The following is a 21,594-nucleotide window of genomic DNA, read 5'->3' as shown; positions in this document are numbered from 1 at the left end:
AGATTGTAATTGCATTACAAATTGTATCGTCAACTTTACAGACACGAACCAAGGCGGAACTCGTGAAATAATTTTGATAAAAAAAGGCTGCTAAAAAAGCAGCCTTTAATAATTTTAGTATTGATTTATTGTTTTATAAACTTAGCAGCTTTTATTTCTTTGCCATTATTTACATTCAACAAATAAATACCAGCTGGGAATTTCGAAATATCTAATTGTGTAAGTAGGTTACTACTTTGCCGTTGCATTACTAATTTACCCATCAGGTTATATACTTTGATCTCTGCATTCTTGTCAACTCCTTCCACCAATACATTCAACTGATCACCTGCGGGATTGGGAAAAAGGTTAATTGCAAAATCTTGATACACATTTTCAGGAGTGGCAATAGCCATTGTCTTAGCTGCAGTACCTGTTTGCACTTTCAACGTATAACAAGATGTTGCACTATTTGCAGTACCCACCGGAAATACTTTTGCATAATAAGTGCCTGCAGAAACAGTTAACGAGATCGATTCATTTTTAGAACCCTTATTTTTTGAAATACCAATTTGTGTTCCGATGCTATTTAATACAGCAAGGTCATAGTTTGCAGGTAATGTAGTTAACCCCACAGTGATCGTACCACCTGAACTGATCGTGAATTGATAATGGTCAATATCATTTTTTGGAGAAACTTTTCCTTTAACATCAGTATTTAAAAGAATCGCAGCAGCTCCACTTGTAGTTCCGTTTGTACTTAAGTCATAAGGACCGGGACATGATGTTGGAGGAGGCGTTGATCCCGATGTTGTGAATTGTCCGGAGTTAGGGCTACTAGCTTCGACGAGGCTGCAGTTTGACCATACTCTCCAATCATATGTTGTGGCAGCAGACAAACCATATATAGTTTCAGATGTTGAGTAGGTAAGGTCATAAGCAAATAACCATGTACCGGAAAAAGTTGGCTTAAACTGGATTGAATAACCAAACGCACCGCTGACAGGACTCCAACTCACGGTTGCGGCACTGGATGTAATACCAGATGTGGAAAGTCCGACAGGAGGAATACATGAACCTATTGCACCTGTTGTAAACTGAGTTTGTGAGTAGTTGCTGCTTCCGGAAGGGCAGTTGGTCCTTACTCTCCAGTCATATGTAGTAGAGGATTGTATTCCAGATGTAAAAATACATTGTAACCCGGTTGTACCATAAAAATAAGGTGTCCAGTCGGAAGAACTTGCAGGTTTGATCTCAATATCATAACTCGTGGCCCCACTAACAGGTGACCAACGGGCAGTGGCAGCCGTAGCTGTAATGCCCGAAGTTGAAAGACCAGTTGGTGCACTACATTGAGCATTAACACCATAAGATGCTACTACTAAAAGAAACAAAGCCATTACTTTCATAAGCATATTGAATTTTGAGTGGTTCATAAATTTAAATGCGGCACAATTTACATGAACCACAGTTATAAGACAAACGCTAAACAATGAATATCGTGCCAGAAAAATTAAGAAGAGCTTTTTGAGCAGATTTGATACCTCAAATCAATATCACGAAAGGAATATCTTTTCCTGTTGCGGAGATACACTCACTCACTTTACGTACACAAACCAAGGCTGAGGAAAATTAATGAAGCTTGCTTAGTTATGTTATTCAGTAAGTAGTGAAAAAGAGTCCGGCCTTAAGCGGGACTCTTTATGTCTTCTTATCCATTGATTACTTTCAGCATACCAAGATGTTTTCCATTTTTATCCAGAATATTTCCAGTTCGATCTACAAATGATCTTGTATTCGAATTATCATAGATCGCAAAAGGATATTTTGAATTATTGAGTCTGGACAGTTGACCCACCTTATACCAATTATTATTGACCATCCTGAGTACATTCAACCCGTCAGTCGTATAGTAGCTATTGCTATTTCTACTTTGATTGGGTTTAAGTAATACTTGTCCAAGGATATTGATAACAGTTTGTAAAACTGCCGACCCGGTCGATGCGGTCGAACCTCCAGTCCTTCCAGTACTGGTCGGGTACCTTCTTGTTTCATCAGAAGTTTGTACAGGCCTGGTCGGTCGTTTTGTTTGCGCAACATCTCTTCCTGTCATTTGCTCATCGGCACTCTCCCATCCATTTTCAATTGATGAAAGCCGGCTGGATTTACCTGGATGAGTTGCTGATGCATTATCACTTGCGATCAGGTTCATAGTCGCCTGTGCGTCTTTCAGGCTTGCTCCCATTTTACGCAAAGCATAACCTGAGAATTCATCAGCTTCCAGTTCGATCGTAGGATTGCTACCCTGACCTGAAACGGTATGACCTAGCAAATGATGTCCGATCTCATGTGCCAACACACTGATGGAAGCCCACTGTGTGCCGGTTCGTCTGTCAAGTGCATTGATAAAACTCGGATTATACAGAATATATCTTTTTCCACCATATGCAACAGCGGCTGCATTCTGAATATCGGCTTGTCGAATCTCAAAATTTGCACTTCTCCCTACTGCACTGAGAATATTCTGGATGATCTGCTGGCCCTCTGCCACAGATGCAAAATTCTGCATTGGAACTGCCCAACCGGGATTATAGCTCACGGTACCATGAGTACCTATCCGGATGTTTGTTTGAGCGAAAATTTGAAAGGATAAGAAAAAAGTAAATAATGCGAGTAAAGATTTTTTCATTTTATTTTCCTCCATTGAATTTTAGTTAAAAAACATAGGAGTTTCATATTACATGCCGCATTGTGTTAATGACATTTGAAAGAAAATCTATTAACAGAACGTTTTTTTTACAGGCAGAATTTGCTAAGTTTTGTTCTTAAAATATCTCATTTATTTCGATAGTAATAATAAGTTCGATCATTAAAGTTTCACCGATGGGAAAAAGATCAGGTTGACAATTTAAATTTAATATGCCCGGGCAAGATCTAGGGGAGAAGTATAATTTCACGTATCACTTCGATGAATGACTTTCTATTTTCACTTCTTATATTTTAATGTTGACGCAGTACTATTTTTTTTATAGGGTTTCGAGTATCTTGATAGTAAACTGATCCCTGTGAAAAACAAAATTACATTCTGCCTGTTGGTGGCTGCATGTATTGAGTTCAGCCTCTCCTGTAATAACACTGATGGCGCCATTACTGAACCCCTCGCAGTCACCAAAGAAAAAAAATCAAAGCCTGTAAAGACCAAGAAGAAAAAAGAGAGCAAGAAAACTGTGCAGGCCATTGAACGAAAACCGGAACCAATAAGCGAACCAGCAATAACTACTTCTCCCGTCAATACTACTATAGGAAGTATGATAATTAATAAAGCAACCGATTATGCAGCTCAAAACGGATTATCAACAGAGTATTGTTTCCTTATTGATATGAACCAGTCAAGCGGCCACAACCGTTTCTTTGTTTACAGTTATAAAAAGAATTCAATTGTTTATTCCGGGTTGGTAGCTCACGGATGCTGCAATGAAAGTTTTATTGCCAACCCAAGATTTTCCAATACATCAGGTAGCGGATGCAGTTCGCTGGGCAAATACAAAGTAGGTGAATTTTACCGCGGACAATGGGGTAAATCTTTCAGGCTTTACGGGCTGGATAAAAGTAACTCCAATGCTTATAAGAGAGCTGTAGTAATCCATGGCCATAAGTGTATTGAAGACAAAGAAATTTACCCGAGAGTATTGTGTAATAGCTTCGGATGTCCAATGGTTTCATTTAAATTTTTTGATAAACTTTCAGGCATCATCGAAAAATCAGATAAGCCGATCCTGCTGTGGATTTACCGGTAATGGCTTTGTTAATTAAAGATAAACAATTACGCCATCGTTGGTATGAGTTGAGCTACCAACAAGAGCAGAAGACACTAAATAGGCTAATCCTATTGTAAAAATGCACTTGTGCTAATATAGTTTTTTGGGGAATGATATACTTGTATTTGAAATACTATGATTAAAACTCCAACTAAAAAATGTGATTAAAGTAGTATTTTTTAGAACCCTCGTATTTTATTGCACCCGATTCGGGAACTACGGACAACAAATGGAAAGTATAAATTAGAATATGCTCATATTAATGTCTGCTTTCAATAGTTTAAGGTTATATTCACCAAAGCTCTAAAACAAAACATGAAATTTACTCTTTGGCTTTCCTTTCTTATTGTTATCTCCTCCATAGTTTCAGCACAAACATATACGACAACATCACAGAATAAAAATACACCGAGCGCCAATGCATTGAACTAATAGTCTTATTCCCTTCACCCACCGCAGCACGTTAATCTTTATAATTTAAATACACCACCATGAGGCAAACAATTCTATTCATTTCATCTTTTATTGCCGTCACAAATACGGTCTTATCACAAACCAGTGCTGAAAAATACTTTCAGCTTAATTCCATTTCATTTGTTGCTGAGCATTGCAGCAAAACAATAGAGAAGAAAAAAGAAGTGAAAAAATGTTATTGGGATTCTGCTACCGTTCGTATCAAAAACAAAACATTTATTGAAAGTAGGAGTTGGAGCGATGATCGTGACAATGCAATTGTGACTTCCGGCGATCTTTTACAGATCGACTTTGATAAAAGTAAAGTAACTACCACAACCGACAATGGCCCGGATGCATTGCCTGTTGTCTCTTACCTGCTTAAACTGGAGGGAAAAAATGATACATGGCCATTCATCCGTACCAATAAATATTTAAAACCCAAAACCGATTTCGCATTATATCTCCCTTTTGCAACGCTAGAAGATGCTTTAGATGCTGAAAAATATCTTAAAAGCCTTGTAGGAATAAACTAAAAAAGTACAATAACTCTTAAAAAATAATCAATGAAAAGTAGCTATACAGGTAAAAAGGTCGTTTCAAGGATAATTTGTCTCACATTATTCTTTTGTATTCTATACACCCACAATTCTTTTGCGCAAACAGCGGCAGAGATCATCAACAAACATATTAAGGCTATCGGCGGCCAACAAAAGATCGATGCCATCAGTTCCTATAAATTTGAAATAGATTCCAGGATCGTAGTTCAATACAAAAAACCAGGTAAATGGAGATTAGATTTCATGAAAGACGGAAAGATAGATCAAACAGAGATCTATCATGGTGAAAAAGGTTGGTCAACTTTTAAAAATGGAGAATCGCAGGCAACCTACTCGGGCCTGTCTTTTGAAAATTTTCTTCCCGGTTATTTAACGTATGTAACCGCTCCAAATTTTAAAATTGAAAGCCTGGGTGCCGACACGGAAAGTGATAACCTACTGATCAAAGTTACCCCGCTGGTAAATAATTCACTTTACATGTACTACCTATACTATATTAATCCTTCCACGTATTTAATAACTAAAATGAAAAGGGAGTCGGATGTAGCATCTTACGAGGTTTATTTTGAAGATTATATTACACAAAATGGGATCAGCATACCGATGAAGATCACAAAAGTTAATAGTGATAAAGGTCATCTGCGTTATTCTGAATTAAGAACTAAGGTGCAGATCAATATTCCTCTTGATGATAAATTATTTCTGAAACCCGCTTTGAAAAAAGAGCTGAGTACTTTTAAAGGCCCTGGTGATAAAATTGGATATAAGGATGAAAATTTTATCACGGTCATCCAACCTAAATATGATGATGCCTGGAATTTTACTGAAGGACTCGCTAAAGTGAAGTTGAAGGAACGTTTTGGTTTTATTGATGAAAAGGGTAAGGTGATCATCCCTATACAATATACTGATGCGGATGGTTTTTATGATGGCTTATCCTCTGTAGAAATTGACAAGAAGAGAGGATATATCGATAAAACGGGCAAGATTGTTATCCCGGCGAAATATGACAGGTGGTCAATTTTCAGGGACGGTATGGCTGTAGTAAAACTCGACACTAAATGGGGCGTTATCAATAAAAAAGGAGAAGCGATCATTCCATTTGAATATGACTATATCGGGTTTTTTAAAGATGGAAAAGTTTCGGTTAAAAAAGATGGTATCGGATATTTTATTGATAAAAACGGTACAAAAGTAGATTAGATCATTTCCACTAAAAAGAAATTATGAAAAATAGTATACTCCTGTTCTCAATTGTGTTTTTTGTTTTTATTGCTTCTGCACAAACAACAAAAACTCCTGTAAAAGCTACGCCATCGGTAAAAGTCGATTTCTTAAAAGCCAGATTTCAATTGGACCCCGCTATCTTTTCATCAAGCAGCATTGATTCAAGTAACAGGGACCGCAAAGAACTAAATATAAAATTGACGAATATAAAAAGTGCCATTTTCACTGTCGCTGAGGGTTCAGCTACAACTGTCGATGAATGGACAGAAATGCTTAAAAAAGTTTATAAAGCAAACGCTATTATTCCCACTAGCTCGGGATTTACATTTGAAAAGGTCTATGGTGGAGCTGCAAGCCTTAATTATATGGATGAGTCGGTAACTACATTAGAATACAAAGCCGTTTTTCATGGCACAAAAAATCAACAGGAGCTTGAAAAAGCAATGGCCCTGATGCCAAAAGCCCGTGACCTTAATGAACCTAAAAATTCAAAGCCGATCAATAAATTTGACACAGATGAAAATAACCGGATCATAAGAACTTACCTGCTTGAAAGTTCGCCAGGTACCGGCACTGTCTTTATGAGGGTTTATTATGAAGCAAATTATGCGGATGATAAAAAAAATGAAGGTCTGAAAGTACTGCAGGCTTTTATGAATGGGATATCACAATTAAAAATTAACGAGTATACCAGTTTTAGCAAAGTAAATAATGCAAAATTTATGATTGATATGGCCCTACCTTCTGCCGAGGGGGGAAATGGACACTATTCCTTTAAACAACCTGATGGAAATATAACTATTAGCAACATTCCAAATGCATCAGAGGGATATGCTGCTCAATTAGAGTCCTATTCAGCAGGTACTGCAAATCGCACAGTTATTAACAAGGGTGACATAGAAAAGCATTTGCTATACAACGGTATCCAGGTCTTTACCCGCCTGTTCACCTTACAAGACAATGACTATAAATTTATCAGTTACGAATATGTTAGTGTAATTGTTCCCAATAATAAGGCGGTCAAAAAACCTTTGTTGATCTCAATACAAACCTATATAGCTGACCTGTCTGAAACAACTGCACTGAATGCCTTTATTCTTAACAGCATCTCTATGCCAGGCACACTTACAAAAACAGCCATTGATAAATTAAAAGATAATTATAAAAATTAGTAGAGAAAGAAGCAAAATTTATTGAACACAACTATTGCCGTTGCATCCCCACAAATAACCCTTTTGAATATACCCGTAGTAGCTTATGCTTAGTCCCGATAGCTATCGGGACTAAGCATAACAATCCTATAATTTTATTATTTCCTATTAACTTCGATTTAAAAGAAATCGATATGAAAAAGCGGATGGTTGTTTTGTTATTAGGTACTTGCCTGATACTCATTTCCTGGACATCCCTGGCTACTTATGAAAAGCAACCAAAGGGAAAAAAAACCTATGACAGAACATGTAGCCCATGTCATGGTGCAGATGCTAAAGGTATACCAGCATTCAGCCCGGCATTATCAAGGTCGAAAATTGTATTGGGCCCTGCCACTAAACTTATCCGGGTATTGCTACGGGGCTCTGACGAATTAAAGACTGATCCGGGTCATAATAATAAAAACAGTATGCCTTCCCAGGCCAATTTAAAGGACAGAAGGATCGCCAATCTTTTGACATATATAAGAAGCAATTTTGGAAATAAAGCTCCGGCCATTATAGCTGATGAGGTAAAACTTGTAAGAGAAAAACTTTGATCAATTAGTTTTTTTGTTCCGCCTTGAACTTGTACAAAGGACAGCAGCATAAAAATAAAACTGATAAATACAGATCTTGATTGGTCTTACGGACACGAACCAGCACTGAGGAATAAATTTTTTATTCAATGATATTATTGTAATTTGATGTTAGTATATCATTATCCATTACCAAAAATCCTTCATCATGACAAGAGTACTTGCATTGCTGCTGTTACTGTTAGTAGCTTCCTTTCAAGCCAATTCACAAAATCCAACTGATTCGACTAAGGTTACAACTGACTCGACTAAGATTACAACTGAGTCGACTGAGGTGACAAAAAACCTTGTAAAGCTGAATCTTTCCAGTTTGTTTCTTGGTAATTATGTTGTACAATACGAAAGAGTAATTGGCAAAAAAAGTTCATTAGCATTTGCACTAGGGTATGCACCAAACGCTGAACTGCCCTTTAAGGAAACACTAATGGATAAATTTGGCGACAACGAAACTGCAAAAAAAGCTATTGAAAGCACCGTTTATACCAGGTGGACCTACACCCTCGAATACCGGTATTACCTGGGCAAAGCTGCTCCTAAAGGACTTTACCTCGCACCTTTTATCAGGTCTATGAATATGGACTTACAGCAAGACTATCCTTTTGTACCCAGTGACGGTAAACAACATGTGGCAACAGTTAGTAGTAAGTTTAATGCTTTTGGTGGTGGTTTAATGCTGGGAGGACAATGGTTGTTTAAAAAACATTTGGGTATCGATTTTTGGATCATTGGGGCCTATTATGGATCAAACTTAGATGCCAAATTTCATGGCACTGATCCGGTCGGTGGTCTCAGTCCACAAGATATGATTAACCTGGAAAAAAGTATTGAAGGTGTTGATATTCCGGGTTATACTATAGATGCAACAGTCACACAGCATCCAAGTGGGAAACCCACTACTGTGGATGCAACTCTCACAGGTAATTGGTATGGGTTCAGGGGTGCCGGAGTATGTTTAGTTTATAGATTTTAGTTATTATTTGAATAGATAAACAAATGAAGAAAGGTTCGTGGGGACACGAACCTTTCTTATTCATCACTTATTTGTTATTCGATTTGTGTCGTCATTATAGATTATGAAGACCCCGAACTGACTGAACGATCAGTGTTTTTTTATTTAATTATTACATTCTATTTTCTCCTCGTCGATCCTGGTAGAAATTTCGCCATTGGAAGTAATGGTAACATGGAATTTATATTTAACAACGAAACTGATTCCCTGGCCCGTGAACCTCATTTGTTGAGTATAAGTTGCACTATACTGCCCTCCGTATTCGATAGTACCAGTAACGGCTGCCTGGCTTCCGCCTATTGCTCTGAAGCCATCTCCTGTAGAAAGACCCACACCAGTTATTCCCTCTGAATGAACATGAAGGGTATAAGTAAATCTCTGATTGTTACTCGTTTCCTGCCTAACTATTTTTACTGTGCCGGTCAAGCTTACATCTTCACCAGCCCCACCATTGGCGCATGGTATAAATAGTGTGCTTGCATAAGGTTCTGACACGACACTAATTTGAGTTTGAGCCGGGGAAGATTGATTGGAAGAACTTACTTCCTCCTGGCCGGGCCCTTCAGGAATGTTCTTGCTGCACGAAAATAGAAGAGTTAATGTCAATACCGATAAAAAGCCGGTGATCATTGATCTGATCTTTGAAAGTTGAATTGCGTTTTGCATGATAAGGTTGTTTTTTTAGTTTAATGAATGATTGTATTTATAATTTTTAATTACCGGGACGAAAGTAAAATGAAAGAAGACGAACCGAAACAACTAATGATTAGCGATATCATGGTCTTGCGCAGAACATCTTGTTTATTGAGTAAAGCAGAAAACAAACGTATCTTCAACTTCAGCTTATAAAAAATCAGAAAATTTTAATGTCACACAAAAGATCAATTCACCCTTTTCTAAAAGTTGTATCCTGCTTAATAATTCTCCCCGCATTTTTTATTCAAACCCTTTATGCCCAGCAGGCTAAAACAAAACCACACAATCCTGTTATTGAAGGATGGTATGCGGATCCTGAAGGTGTTATTTTCGAAAACAAGTATTGGATCTTTCCCACCTACTCGGCCAAATACAGGCAACAGGTTTTTTTGGATGCATTTTCATCAACAGACATGGTCACCTGGGAAAAGCATCCTAAGATCATTGATACATCTGTTATTAAATGGGCCTACATGGCTATGTGGGCACCCAGCATTGTAAAAAAGGACAATAAGTATTTTTTATTTTTTTCAGCAAACGATATTCAAAGCAAAGCGAGAAACGGAGTGAAGGACGATACACTTGGCGGAATAGGTATTGCAGTAGCTAATCAACCAGATGGTCCTTATAAAGATCATTTGGGCAAGCCATTGATCAATCAGTTCTATAATAATGCACAACCGATCGACCAGTTCGTATTCCAGGATAAAGACGGGCAATATTATATCATCTATGGCGGGTGGGGACGATGCAATATTGGAAAGCTCAATGAAAGTTTTACTTCTTTGGAAAAATTCCCGGATGGTAATTTAGTCAAAGACATTACGCCAAAAGATTATGTAGAAGGACCCACTCTATTCATAAGAAACGGAAAATATTATTTAATGTGGTCTGAAGGTGGCTGGACAAATGGCACTTATAAAGTAGCCTATGCAATTTCAGATTCTTTGTTAGGACCCTTTGTAAGAATTTCCACCATATTGCAAGCAGACGAAACTATTGCGACTGGTGCGGGGCACCACTCAGTCATTAATATTCCAGGCACTGATGATTGGTATATCGTATACCATCGACGACCGATCCCAAACCTTGACCGCGACCACCGTGTAACCTGTATTGATAAGCTTTATTTCAATAAAGATGGAACTATTAAAAATGTAAAGATGACTTTTGAAGGAGTAAAGCATAAACTAAAAAATAAGTAACCCTATGATGAATGTTGAATTAACTCATTAAACTACATTGCTACTATTAAACTTTCGTGCATCTTTTCTTTTTTTAATTCTTAAAAAAATCTACCTTAGCAGCACCGCACCATTGCTCCATCTTATAGACGGCACTATTTTTTCTGGTTAGTAAGCACTTTGTACTTGTTGAATTGTATTTCATCCGTCCCTATAGATAACTCTGCTCGCCGGGTTTTTCATATTCATTGCTATAATATTTTACCCCGGCAAATGAAGCAGATTCAAACGAGGTCTCGTCATAGTAGCATAAGATATACGAGAATTTGTTAGTTATCATCATAGAACAGATCATGAATTAACAGGTTCCTTATGAAAAGACAAAATTCACACTACCAGGGTTCGTGCATTTGAACATGAGTTGTATTCACATTACCATTGGAGTGGATTAACATTTTAATCAAAACCTAATAATATGAAAAAGCAATTCCTTGTTTTACTGATCGTATTAACTTCTTCGATCACCTATGCACAAAAAGGTAGTTGGTATATTGGTGGTGTAGCCGGTTATGGCTCAAATACAATGGAACCAACCGTTGGTACAAAGTCGACCACTACTTCCTGGGCTTTCGGTCCTGAGATAGGTACTTTCCTGAAGAATGATATCCAGTTGGGTTTTATTCTTGGATTGAATGGTTCAACCGAGAAGGATGATGATGACAAGACCTCTGATTTTTTCGGTTTTTCGCCAACCATTTATGTAAGGAAATTTAAAAAAGTGACTGATAACTTCAGTTGTTTTACCGGATTGTATTTTAACTACCTGTCTGGTGAGAGTACAGATTTTACATCTACTCCTGAAGAGAAGTTCAAGGGTTCTGGATTTGGTATTAGTTTAGGGATCGGTGCGGCCTATGCCTTGTCTCCCCGTTTTACGGCAGTTGGTCAATATGGACTGTTAGGATATTCATCAATAACATATAAGCAGGATGATGCAGAAACCGGTAAAGAATCTGATTTTAATATCGGAGTGAATACGGTTGGGTCGAGCAGTTTTGTTCAGGGTAACGGATCCGGTGCAGTTTTCAATATTGGTATATATTATACATTTAAATAGATAAACAATTACCAGATTCGGTTAGTAGCGAAGGAGGATCAACTATCCTCCTTTTTTTATTGTGATGGGCCAGCAAGCACTGAGAAATTAAAATAGAGGATAATATTATTCCTTTATAGCTAATAAGATCATTCTAGATGATGTGACACTATCGTATTCATTCAGCCGGTAATCTCCATAGATCTTTTCCAGCTTCAATCCATTTTGTTCAAACATATAATCAAAATCATTCAGGCCAAATTTAGCCACCTGTTCAACGAATTCAGAATTACCCGCAGGCATATCATCAATCACTATTTTTTTATAGAAAAACCGTTTATCTGTCCACCGGGAGATATGATAAATAATCCCATCAATCTCTTTTGTTTCTTCAGGGATCAATCGTTCTTCAGACCATGCTACATTTAAATAATCCAGTACTAATGTGCCGCCCGGTTTTAATGAATGACAAATATTACCGATCACTTTATTATTCTCTTCTTCATTTCTAAAATATCCAAAGCTGGTAAAAAAATTAAACACATAATCAAACTGGTTCTTACCAAATGGATCACGCATATCATGTTTTGCAAACCGGAGATTTCTTTTTTCGTATTTCTTTGCACTTCGTATACTGGAAGCAGCGAGATCCAATCCTGTTACATCAAATCCTTTTGCAGCCAGCCATTTTGCATGACGTCCTGCTCCGCAACCCAGGTCAAGCATGGTTGCATTTGGCGGAGGCTTCAATTCATCCAGTAATGCATCAATAAAATCAGTGGCTTCTTTTTCACTCCGGTTCGAATAAAGCTGGTGATAAAAAGCAGAATCAAACCATTTTTTATACCAGTTAGTGTTGTTCTCAATTTTCAATTCAATTGTATTTTTCATAAAAGAGGTTTAATAATTAAAAGATGATGATATTAATGTGTCGCAATTGTTTTTTGTCTTTTGTGCATAATACCAAACAACGAATTATCACGCAGCCAGGCAGCCAGCCAAACAAATGCAAGTATCATGGCAGGCATTATGAAAAAAATATGCTGTGATAATTCAACAGCCATGGCACCACCAAAATAAGCGGTCAATAAAACGAAGCCGATCCTCAGCGTGGGTGGCCAGAGAAATAATGAAACAAATATGAGTTCTGCTACTCCCAGCAGTTTCATATAAAGAAGTAAGCCTGCTTTTGTGAATACTTCAACCAGTTGTGGCTGAGCAGTAAGTTTCATCACTGAACCTGCACCAATCACCAATGCTACAAGGATGGATGGTGGCCATTTGATAATTTTGTTTGTTTTGCTTTTCATTTTTAATAAATTTTGATAAAACAAAACTACCGGCGGGTGAAACCCTGCACGTTGACATAAGTCAAAATAAAAAAAAAACAGTTGTTATTTTTTGCGCATAGACTTTCTGCGAACACGGCTCAGTGTTTCGGGAGCAATACCGAGATAAGAAGCCAGCATGTGCTGTGGCACTCGTTGCGCAATAGAAGGATAGGTTTGTATAAAATCATTATAGCGTTCTTCAGCGTCGGCAACAAGAGAATGAATAATCCGTTTATCTTTTGCAGCAGATCTTTTTTGCATGCCGGCCTGGAATGATTTGCCATAAGCAGTCACTTTCTCCAGCATTTTAAAATGTCCTGCCTGGTCTACCAATAATAGAGCAGAGTCTTCAATAGCATCTATAAAACAAGATGCTTTTCCTTCTGAACCCGCAGCTTTATCGGCGATCCACCAGTTCTCCGGAGCAAACTGGATAATATGTTCTTTGCCTTTGTTGTCTACCACATAGCTGCGCAGGAAACCTTTGCATACAAAAGTCCCGTACTTTAACGGGTCACCTTCACGTAACAAAAATTCTCCTTTCAGTACCTTTTTTGGAATACAGACATCCCGGATCAAATCCTTATCCGCTGCTGATAACGGATGAACTTTCTCTAAATATTCAAATAAGGATTCGACCATATTAATAATAATAATGAATATGAAATTAATAAAATGGATCCACTTATTTTATTATTCTGATGCGTGGGAACATTATGATAGCAATGTCGGTATTGGGCACTCACTACTTTTCGGAGAACCAAAGCAGAGGCAATAAGAATAATTTCTCAACATTTCTCTCTACGATCTTGAATGCGTCTTTTCTTTTTCCGACAATATCAGGACCAACAGCAAACAAGCCACTCATCGTATTTCGTACAGTATAAGGTTCGCAGATACGTATTTCCGATTCTTTCAGTTTTTCTTCGCTATTGTATATCTGGTAAGTAATAACTGAACAGATATCATAAGAGACTTTTCGGGTCTTATCATTTTTTTCGCCGGTAACTTCCACTCCCGTATTTTCAAAGAAGGCATCAAGTTTCTTAACTACAATAGCATTTGAGGCGTTACTATCAGCCATGAGGGAAAGGATAATGCTGTCTGCTTTTTCAGTTTGTGGCAATAACCCTGGATAAATAATTACCTGCTCTTTGAATTGCGGTGCAAGCTTGTTATATAATAAATGTTTAAGGCTATCAGCCAACTGAGCAAACAATTCTTTTTTATTTTTTCTTGCGTCTATAGAAGATGCATCAAAAGAGTTAATGATAAGAAACCGGCTAACAATAGAATCCTTTGCAAAGAGAGAATCAGTATCGTCTTGTGACCATGCAGTACTGCTGCAAAGAACTAAGAAAAAAAGTATCGAAATAAATGATCTCATATAAACTATTACTTATTTCAGTTCTGGCATTTTAAATTCATTCATCTATCCACACGTCCAAAATAGAAGTGCATCGCCTGAAAATACAAATTTTAGAGTGTTTTCTATTGTTGTGTTTTGCCATTTGGTTGCGTGGGGCGACAACCGGGCTGCCTCACTTAACAAACCTGCCTGCCGGCAAGCAGGCACGAATCAAGGCGAAGGAAAATGCCTACTACTTTTTTCACATTTTTTATTTTCCTGGAAGGATATATTTTGTATTTAGTAATACTATTATGCTTAACCTTGTAGATTTAATTTAATTTAATGAAAAGAATTTACCTGCTGTTCGCAATTATAGTGCTAACGACACCAACAGTAAAAGCTCAGACTGCTATAGAGTTTAATGATAAAATGGCCGACATTTCTGATAGTCTTTACGCCGGGGGCTCTGCCTGGGGAACTGCACTTAATGCTGCAAAGCAAACTGGCAATTACACTACGCTCAAACCCATAAGAGAAGGAATGCAGGCATTCATCGATAAGTATATTTTGTTGGTACAAAAGATGAAAGATGTAAATAATAGCAAAGAGCTGAGAATGGCAATGATCGATCTATTGAAGATTGAAAAGCAATTAACCGATTCTTTCCGGCCTTTTGAAGCATTCAATGCGAGTACTCCCGCAGAAAAAGTGCAGGCGGAAATGGATACACTTAAGTCAAAAGTAAAACTTGAAGCAAGTTATATGGAGAAGGTGAATACGGCCCAGGCTAAATATGCTGCTGAAAATAATTTCAAAATAGAAAACTAATTAGAAAAAATCGAACTTGATTATCTGCGTGGCCAGGGTTCCGTTTTGCAAGCGATGGTTATGCTTCAATACTTAAAAAATAAAACTCATAAGTGATTTTTAAAACACTATCTTTTGACGAGATTGAGCTTTTAGGTATTTTCTTCCTTACATTAAATCAAAAGTTCCTTCCTGCCTCTTAACCACTTTTGTCGATCCGTATAATGCAAACAAAATAAATGAAACAGTTAATTACCTCATTAAGTTTATTGTTATTACTAATCATCACCGTGCAAAAAAAAGCTTTTGCACAGGTAAAAATTGGCAAGCAGATCTGGATGGCACAAAACCTTAACGTAAGCAATTTTAGAAATGGTGACATAATACCTGAAGCGAGATCAGATGAAGATTGGGAAAAAGCTGGTATAGAAAAAAGACCTGCATGGTGTTATTACAATGAAGATGCTGCGAATGGTAAAAAATATGGTAAGTTATATAATTGGTATGCCGTAAATGATCCAAGAGGATTAGCCCCCCAGGGCTGGCATATACCCGGACAAAAGGAGTGGCTTGAATTGGACAGTTATCTAGCCTCATTAGATTTTCAAGTTGCAGGTATTATTTCCTATACCGGCCAAAGGATGAAAGCAATAAGTGGTTGGGATAATAAAGGAAATGGCAATAACAAAAGCGGCTTTAACGCATTGCCTGGAGGCAACCGTTTTATCAATGGTGTTTTTCTTCATGGTGGCGATCAGGGGTGGTGGTGGACATCTACTGCTTTTGATACCCCAGACCAGGATGATTATGACTATGGTGTTGAGAAAGGTAATTATGAGGATGACATACACAGTTCCTGGTTCTTTATACTTAAAAACACCGAGGATGCTTTGTTTTCAAAATATACTATGAACGAATATGGTTTTTCAGTTCGTTGCATTAAGGATCCTGGAATTTCTGTTGCGATCAAAAAAGTAGATAATAAGCAGGTAACCGGAAAGCCCACTGATACAAAAGGTGGCGCCAGGGTTCCGGCTGATGTTGTTTTTGAAAGAAGTGGACCAACTGTTGATGGAATGCAGGGAGTGCAATGGAAAGACAAATTGGGATTTATAGATAAAGACCGCCGGATCCTTATTCCTTTTATTTATGATGTTTATGCTTATGAGCAGGGCGAAGGATTGATCGCTATCAGAAAAGGAGGTAAATATGGCTACATCAACCTGGTTGGTGAAACCGTTATCCCTTTTCAATATGCACTTGCCACCAAATTTCAAAATGGATTCGCCAGTGTGATAATTGATAAGCAAAATCCGAAATATGGCATGATCAACAAGACTGGTAAAATGATAATTCCGGCAAAATTTGATTATCCGATTCTTTTTGTTCAAAGCCTGATCCCTGTAAGCTTTAAAGGAAAATATGGATTTTATGATACCCTGGGCAGGCAGGTGACAGAATTCATTTATGAAAGCTATACTATATCTGAAGGAAAATGTTCCGCCGTACTCAATGGAAAGATTGTTTATATCATTAACAAACCAATGAATAATCCTGCAAAACTTAATTAAGATCTGGATCAATTGCCTGCTCTTGCCGCAAAGATTCGTGACCCCACGAACCTTGCATGATTATGTTCATTATTCCATTGCGTAGGGACAAGCAACGGAGCACATACTCACTTTTACAGGCAAAAGAAAGCACAAGCAACTGCCAATAATTCTTACCTTCCTTTTCACCGCCAGGGTTCGTGGCCCACGAACCTATTTCCGCATAACTTATTTTGTTGTTCAATTTATACTGTCAGCTTTTGCTGTTTCGATTGAGTGGGGCAACAACCGGGCATTCACTTACGGACACGAAAGTGAAAGAAGCCTGCCTTCTTTGTTCATGTATGTTGTAGTTGATTCAACGCAAGGCCCGGGCAGGCACAAAGGAGATCGACAAATAACTTAATTCAAATGAGTGCATCACATCATTCTGTTTAACAATTTCTGTGAACAGTAGCTGGAAAAATCCACACAACCTCTATGCTAAAATAAATTCAAAATAATCCGAACCATTTTTTTTGTTGAACGTTTATAAATAAATATTAAACAAAAAAATTTCTATGAAACAGAAAAACATTTTCATTCGATCAGCAATGGTGATTGCGACGGGTTCTATGATTTTTTTTAGCAGCTGTGAAAAAGATGACACGCCGGCTCCAACTAACACAATTACAGATATAGTTGTTTCGGGTTCAACTTTTACAACACTTGAATCAGCAGTTCTTAAAGCAAACCTACAAGCGACATTAAGTGGACCAGGACCTTTCACCGTTTTTGCTCCCGACGATGCCGCCTTTATTGCCTCTGGAATTACAACAACTACGCTGAATTCCCTCACAACGGCACAAGTGCAGAATATTTTACTATATCACACTATTGGCAGTAAAATAACAGCGGCGGACGTACCGGCAGGTCCCAATGCAAAAGTTATTACAGCCAGCGGAGATTCTGTGTTTGTAACAAAAAATGCATCGGGTGTATATGTTAATGGAATAAAAGTAAACACTGCCGATGTAGCTGCCGATAACGGAGTGATCCATACTATTGGCAAAGTTCTTATACCGGCGGCTGGTAATATTGTTGAGACTGCCGTTGCAAGCGGATTAGATTCTTTAGTAAAAGCAGTAACAAGAGCTACCACTGCACCCGGTGGTGATCCTTCACTCGCTTCTACTTTAGGCACCGCGAGGCTGACGGTATTTGCTCCCACCAATGCAGCATTCATACAACTACTTAGCGCATTAGGCCTGTCGAAAATTGAAAGTATCCCTGTAGCTACATTATTGGCGGTGCTGAGATATCATGTGGTGGGCGGCCGTGCTTTTTCATCTGATCTTTCAAACAGCAATCTCGCAATGCTGGCAGGAGGAAATACAGTTATTAATCTCTCTAATGGTACAACAGGCGGCCCAACAATTACCGGAAACGGGAATGGCGGTAACAGATCAAATATCATAGCAACAAATATTGTGTGCAAAAACGGTGTGGTACACCTGATCGATCGTGTATTGATACCATGATAAAATTAATTCCCATCAAATAGTAAGATCACTTAATAAATAAAAAACAAAAATCATGAAAAGAATTATTTCGTTTGCCCTTGTATTCGTAGCTTCTTTTTCAGCATTAACGATCAATGCTCAAAAGAAAGATATCGTTGATATTGCTATTGGATCTGATGCGCATACCACATTGGTAGCAGCTGTAAAAGCAGCCGATCTTGTTTCGGTTTTAAAAGGCGATGGCCCCTTCACAGTTTTTGCACCCGTAAATGATGCGTTTGCTAAATTACCAGCAGGCACAGTTGATAACTTGTTGAAACCAGAAAATAAAGCAACCCTTTCCAAAATTCTTACTTACCATGTTGTAGCCGGCAATCTTGATGCAGCGGCTGTATTAGCAGCCATCAAAAAAGGAAAAGGGTCGGTTACATTAACAACAGTGAGTGGAGGTAAATTGACTGCGTCCCTGGACAATGGTAAAGTAAAACTGAAAGATGAAAAAGGTGGTTTGGCATATGTTACCACTGCAGATCTTAAGGGCAGCAATGGAGTAATCCATGTTATTGATACTGTCCTGTTACCTAAATAACCATTAGACCTTTCCTTCTAAAAAAAGCCCTCAAATACTAAGAGGGCTTTTTGGTTTACTGTATAGAAGTTCATTGAGATCAAAAACATGTTAACTGCCGAGGCGACTCAATATTCTTTTTAATATTCTATGCCAAAGGTTAGTGCCTGCCTGCCGATAGGCAGTTCCCCACGAACCAGCACTGAGATCTTAAATGAAAGATCCATCCTGTACCGCATCAAGTCCTTTTTGATTTACTATTACCGTAAAACCATCAACGCCTTTTTTCACATATTGGCTAATGAAGCGGCCCTTATTAAGTTCAACCAGGAGTGTATCTATATCCTCTTTGGATAAATTCAACGTTTTAGTAAGTGAATTAAAACTAAACCGGGCAGGTTTACCAGGTGTTGAGTCGCCACTTATCACAGATAGTATCGCCAACTTATTTTGATCTGACATTGTACAAAATTTTAAGATATACAATATACCTAAAATGTTGCGAAGCAGTTTCTGCGGCCAGGGTTCGTGCCTGCTTGCCGGTAGGCAGGTCTAACGAACCTTGCCCTCTTCATTCATATTTATTCTGAGATACCATTTCTGTTTAACGATTCCTGTTAACAGTACCTGAAAAACTCCACACAACCGCTATTTAGAATAGATTTCAAATAATTTGAACTATTGTTTTTGTTGAACGTTTATTAATAATGATTATACAAGTAAATTTCTATGAAACAGAAAAATTGCATCGCTTAATAATGACAAAGTAAAATGACAGATGAAAAAACGGTCATCCTATGTTACTACCACTGATCTTAAATGCAGCAATGGCGTGAATCATGTGATTGATGCTGTTGTGTTACCGTAATAACCATTAGACCCTTCCTTTCTAAAAAGCCCTCAAATTCTGAGAGGGTTTTTTATTTATTAAATGGTGCTGGCCGCTGATAAAATACATGAACAGTTGAACGAATTGATATTTCGATCAATGCAGGCTGCAGATCAGTTGGAAGACCCCCTTGCGTCACTTGTTTTATTAATTCCGTTGCGTGGGGACACGCATCGGGGCACTCACTTACGGACACGAACCAAGGCGGAGGATACCTCGCTTACATGCATTTAAATCGATAATTTAAAAAGACAGGCTCGGCATGACAAGTCTCCCAAAGCAATTCCATTGAAACTTATACAGCCATTTTCAATTTATAAGATTTCTTATCTCCAATAACCCGCTGGATCAATTGAAGTTCTACTCTCACATCACGCAGAATAAAAGTATCAGTATCCTTTTTGTGCGACAGCTCAAGTAATTTTACCGTATTTATTACTAAGAGGTCCATTAAGTCTGGCAGCGGAAGCCCTATAATATCTTCTTGTAACATTAGAATGAAAAATTAAGAAGATTGAAAAGGATAAGTATTATACACTTGTTAGAATAATTTATATAATTCACATGTTCTGAGGCTAAACATCAAGGCCCAAAAGAAAGCACGGCAACTCCCAATAATTCTTACCTTCCTTTTCTCAACTTACTTCCATGCAATCCAATTCAGTTCTTCTTTATGGTGCCAATGGTTATACAGGTGTACTCATCGCAAAGTATGCAGCACAATATGGTTTACAACCTATACTTGCCGGACGCAGAGAAGAAGCGGTCAAGCCGCTGGCAAATGAATTAAATCTGGGATACAAAATCATCGATATTAATAATGCAGCGCAATTGAAAGAAGCGCTGAATGGAATAAAAGTGGTGATACATGCAGCCGGTCCTTTTGCTGACACGGCAAAACAAATGATCGATGCCTGTTTGCAAACCGGCACACATTATTTAGACATTAATGGTGATATCAGTGTGTTTGAAATGATAAAACGTTACGATGCAGCAGCAAAAGAAAAGAACATTATGCTTTTACCGGGTGCCGGCTTTGATGTAGTGCCGACCGATTGCATGGCTTTGCGTTTAAAAAATAAATTACCGGATGCCACTCATTTAAAACTGGCATTTGCTTCTGTTGGTGGCGGTGTAAGTAATGGTACGGCTATGACGATGGTGAATAAATTAGGTTATGGCGGCGCTGCCCGTGAAAATGGAAAGATCGTCAGGCAGGCATTAGGTAAGGAAGGTATGTGGGTTGATTTCGGAGAAAAGAAACTATTTGTGATGTCTATTCCCTGGGGTGATGTATCCACGGCTTATTATACAACTGGCATTCCTAACATACAGGCATATACAGCAATTAAACCGGGCATTTACAGGATGATGAAACTGCAGGGAACATTCAACTGGTTATTAAGAATGGAATGGGTGAAAAATATGATCAGAAAGAAAATAAAAAAGCGTCCCGCCGGACCCAGTGATGAAATGCGAAGCAAAGCAAAAAGCTTTGTATGGGGTGAAATAAGGAATGAAAGAGGAGAAGTTATTTCCGATCATTTTACCTGTGCTGACGGTTATACACTCACAGCCCATAGCTGCCTGATCATTGCAAAAAAAGTATTGGAAGAAAATTTTAAGCCCGGATACCAGACACCCGCCGCTTGTTATGGTGAAGGGTTAGTGAAAGAAATACCTGGAACAGTTGAGAGTTGAGATTATTGCTGCCTGATGCGTGGGTACACGTACCACACACCATTTCTGTTTAACGATTTCTGTTAACAGTACCTGAAAAACTCC

Annotated in this window: 21 protein-coding genes; 13 read left to right on the top strand and 8 right to left on the bottom strand. The window is 38.1% G+C overall.

The features are described 5' to 3' along the window. Positions 1–125 precede the first annotated feature (125 nt). A complete protein-coding gene (locus E6H07_07890; GenBank protein ID TMI65818.1) occupies positions 126–1,415 on the bottom strand; it encodes a T9SS type A sorting domain-containing protein in 1,290 nt (429 codons plus the stop codon). Between the two features lie 275 nt (positions 1,416–1,690). Next, the gene (locus tag E6H07_07885) at positions 1,691–2,683 is read right to left on the bottom strand and encodes a membrane-binding protein (GenBank protein ID TMI65817.1); all 993 of its coding nucleotides are present in this window, start codon (positions 2,681–2,683) and stop codon (positions 1,691–1,693) included. 361 nt (positions 2,684–3,044) lie between these two features. Between E6H07_07885 and E6H07_07880 the strand changes: the two genes are divergently transcribed. The 6 genes from E6H07_07880 to E6H07_07855 all read left to right on the top strand — a co-directional run bounded on the left by E6H07_07880 (position 3,045) and on the right by E6H07_07855 (position 8,796). After that, on the top strand, positions 3,045–3,776 hold the full coding sequence (locus E6H07_07880; protein ID TMI65816.1) for a hypothetical protein: 732 nt from the start codon (positions 3,045–3,047) through the stop codon (positions 3,774–3,776). A gap of 512 nt (positions 3,777–4,288) precedes the next feature. After that, positions 4,289–4,786: a hypothetical protein gene (locus E6H07_07875; GenBank protein ID TMI65815.1), complete on the top strand. Its 498-nt coding sequence runs from the start codon at positions 4,289–4,291 to the stop codon at positions 4,784–4,786. Positions 4,787–4,816: 30 nt separating this feature from the next. Next, entirely contained in the window at positions 4,817–6,013 is a 1,197-nt protein-coding gene (locus E6H07_07870) for a hypothetical protein (protein ID TMI65814.1), read from the top strand. A 23-nt stretch (positions 6,014–6,036) separates the two neighbouring features. Continuing rightward, the gene (locus E6H07_07865; protein TMI65813.1) at positions 6,037–7,209 is read left to right on the top strand and encodes a hypothetical protein; all 1,173 of its coding nucleotides are present in this window, start codon (positions 6,037–6,039) and stop codon (positions 7,207–7,209) included. Positions 7,210–7,382: 173 nt separating this feature from the next. Beyond that, entirely contained in the window at positions 7,383–7,787 is a 405-nt protein-coding gene (locus E6H07_07860; protein ID TMI65812.1) for a cytochrome c, read from the top strand. A 187-nt stretch (positions 7,788–7,974) separates the two neighbouring features. Beyond that, positions 7,975–8,796, top strand: a complete 822-nt coding sequence (locus tag E6H07_07855; GenBank protein ID TMI65811.1) for a DUF3575 domain-containing protein — start codon at positions 7,975–7,977, stop codon at positions 8,794–8,796. Positions 8,797–8,940: 144 nt separating this feature from the next. Here the strand turns inward: E6H07_07855 and E6H07_07850 are convergent, their stop codons facing one another. Then, positions 8,941–9,501 (bottom strand): hypothetical protein, encoded by a 561-nt coding sequence (locus tag E6H07_07850; GenBank protein ID TMI65810.1) that lies wholly within the window; start codon positions 9,499–9,501, stop codon positions 8,941–8,943. A gap of 200 nt (positions 9,502–9,701) precedes the next feature. Here E6H07_07850 and E6H07_07845 point away from each other — a divergent pair, with 200 nt between their 5' ends. Next, entirely contained in the window at positions 9,702–10,736 is a 1,035-nt protein-coding gene (locus E6H07_07845; protein TMI65809.1) for an arabinan endo-1,5-alpha-L-arabinosidase, read from the top strand. A gap of 454 nt (positions 10,737–11,190) precedes the next feature. Beyond that, complete coding sequence (locus E6H07_07840) at positions 11,191–11,832, top strand: porin family protein (protein ID TMI65808.1); 642 nt, start codon at positions 11,191–11,193, stop codon at positions 11,830–11,832. A 105-nt stretch (positions 11,833–11,937) separates the two neighbouring features. On the opposite strand, the gene E6H07_07835 is transcribed toward E6H07_07840, so the two are convergent. The 4 genes from E6H07_07835 to E6H07_07820 form a co-directional block, all read right to left on the bottom strand. Beyond that, complete coding sequence (locus tag E6H07_07835; GenBank protein TMI66495.1) at positions 11,938–12,678, bottom strand: methyltransferase domain-containing protein; 741 nt, start codon at positions 12,676–12,678, stop codon at positions 11,938–11,940. Between the two features lie 56 nt (positions 12,679–12,734). Beyond that, on the bottom strand, positions 12,735–13,121 hold the full coding sequence (locus tag E6H07_07830) for a DoxX family protein (protein TMI65807.1): 387 nt from the start codon (positions 13,119–13,121) through the stop codon (positions 12,735–12,737). Positions 13,122–13,205: 84 nt separating this feature from the next. Continuing rightward, the gene (locus tag E6H07_07825; GenBank protein ID TMI65806.1) at positions 13,206–13,784 is read right to left on the bottom strand and encodes a Crp/Fnr family transcriptional regulator; all 579 of its coding nucleotides are present in this window, start codon (positions 13,782–13,784) and stop codon (positions 13,206–13,208) included. 103 nt (positions 13,785–13,887) lie between these two features. Beyond that, complete coding sequence (locus E6H07_07820; protein TMI65805.1) at positions 13,888–14,529, bottom strand: hypothetical protein; 642 nt, start codon at positions 14,527–14,529, stop codon at positions 13,888–13,890. A 306-nt stretch (positions 14,530–14,835) separates the two neighbouring features. On the opposite strand from E6H07_07820, the gene E6H07_07815 reads away from it, so the two are divergent. The 4 genes from E6H07_07815 to E6H07_07800 all read left to right on the top strand — a co-directional run bounded on the left by E6H07_07815 (position 14,836) and on the right by E6H07_07800 (position 18,941). Next, the gene (locus E6H07_07815; GenBank protein ID TMI65804.1) at positions 14,836–15,321 is read left to right on the top strand and encodes a hypothetical protein; all 486 of its coding nucleotides are present in this window, start codon (positions 14,836–14,838) and stop codon (positions 15,319–15,321) included. Positions 15,322–15,539: 218 nt separating this feature from the next. Next, positions 15,540–16,871: a hypothetical protein gene (locus tag E6H07_07810; GenBank protein ID TMI65803.1), complete on the top strand. Its 1,332-nt coding sequence runs from the start codon at positions 15,540–15,542 to the stop codon at positions 16,869–16,871. Between the two features lie 539 nt (positions 16,872–17,410). Continuing rightward, the gene (locus E6H07_07805; GenBank protein ID TMI65802.1) at positions 17,411–18,370 is read left to right on the top strand and encodes a fasciclin domain-containing protein; all 960 of its coding nucleotides are present in this window, start codon (positions 17,411–17,413) and stop codon (positions 18,368–18,370) included. Positions 18,371–18,425: 55 nt separating this feature from the next. Then, positions 18,426–18,941 carry a fasciclin domain-containing protein gene (locus E6H07_07800; GenBank protein ID TMI65801.1) on the top strand — a complete coding sequence of 172 codons (516 nt, stop codon included), beginning with the start codon at positions 18,426–18,428 and terminating at the stop codon, positions 18,939–18,941. A 189-nt stretch (positions 18,942–19,130) separates the two neighbouring features. Here the strand turns inward: E6H07_07800 and E6H07_07795 are convergent, their stop codons facing one another. Further along, positions 19,131–19,382, bottom strand: coding sequence for a hypothetical protein (locus E6H07_07795; GenBank protein ID TMI65800.1), 252 nt, complete (start codon positions 19,380–19,382; stop codon positions 19,131–19,133). Between the two features lie 1,075 nt (positions 19,383–20,457). On the opposite strand from E6H07_07795, the gene E6H07_07790 reads away from it, so the two are divergent. Further along, positions 20,458–21,510, top strand: coding sequence for a hypothetical protein (locus tag E6H07_07790; GenBank protein TMI65799.1), 1,053 nt, complete (start codon positions 20,458–20,460; stop codon positions 21,508–21,510). Positions 21,511–21,594 lie beyond the last annotated feature (84 nt).

It is taken from the genome of Bacteroidota bacterium, assembly GCA_005882315.1.
Lineage (GTDB): Bacteria > Bacteroidota > Bacteroidia > Chitinophagales > Chitinophagaceae > VBAR01.
Note: the sequence above shows the minus strand (reverse complement) of the source record. Positions and strands in the feature narration are given on the sequence as shown.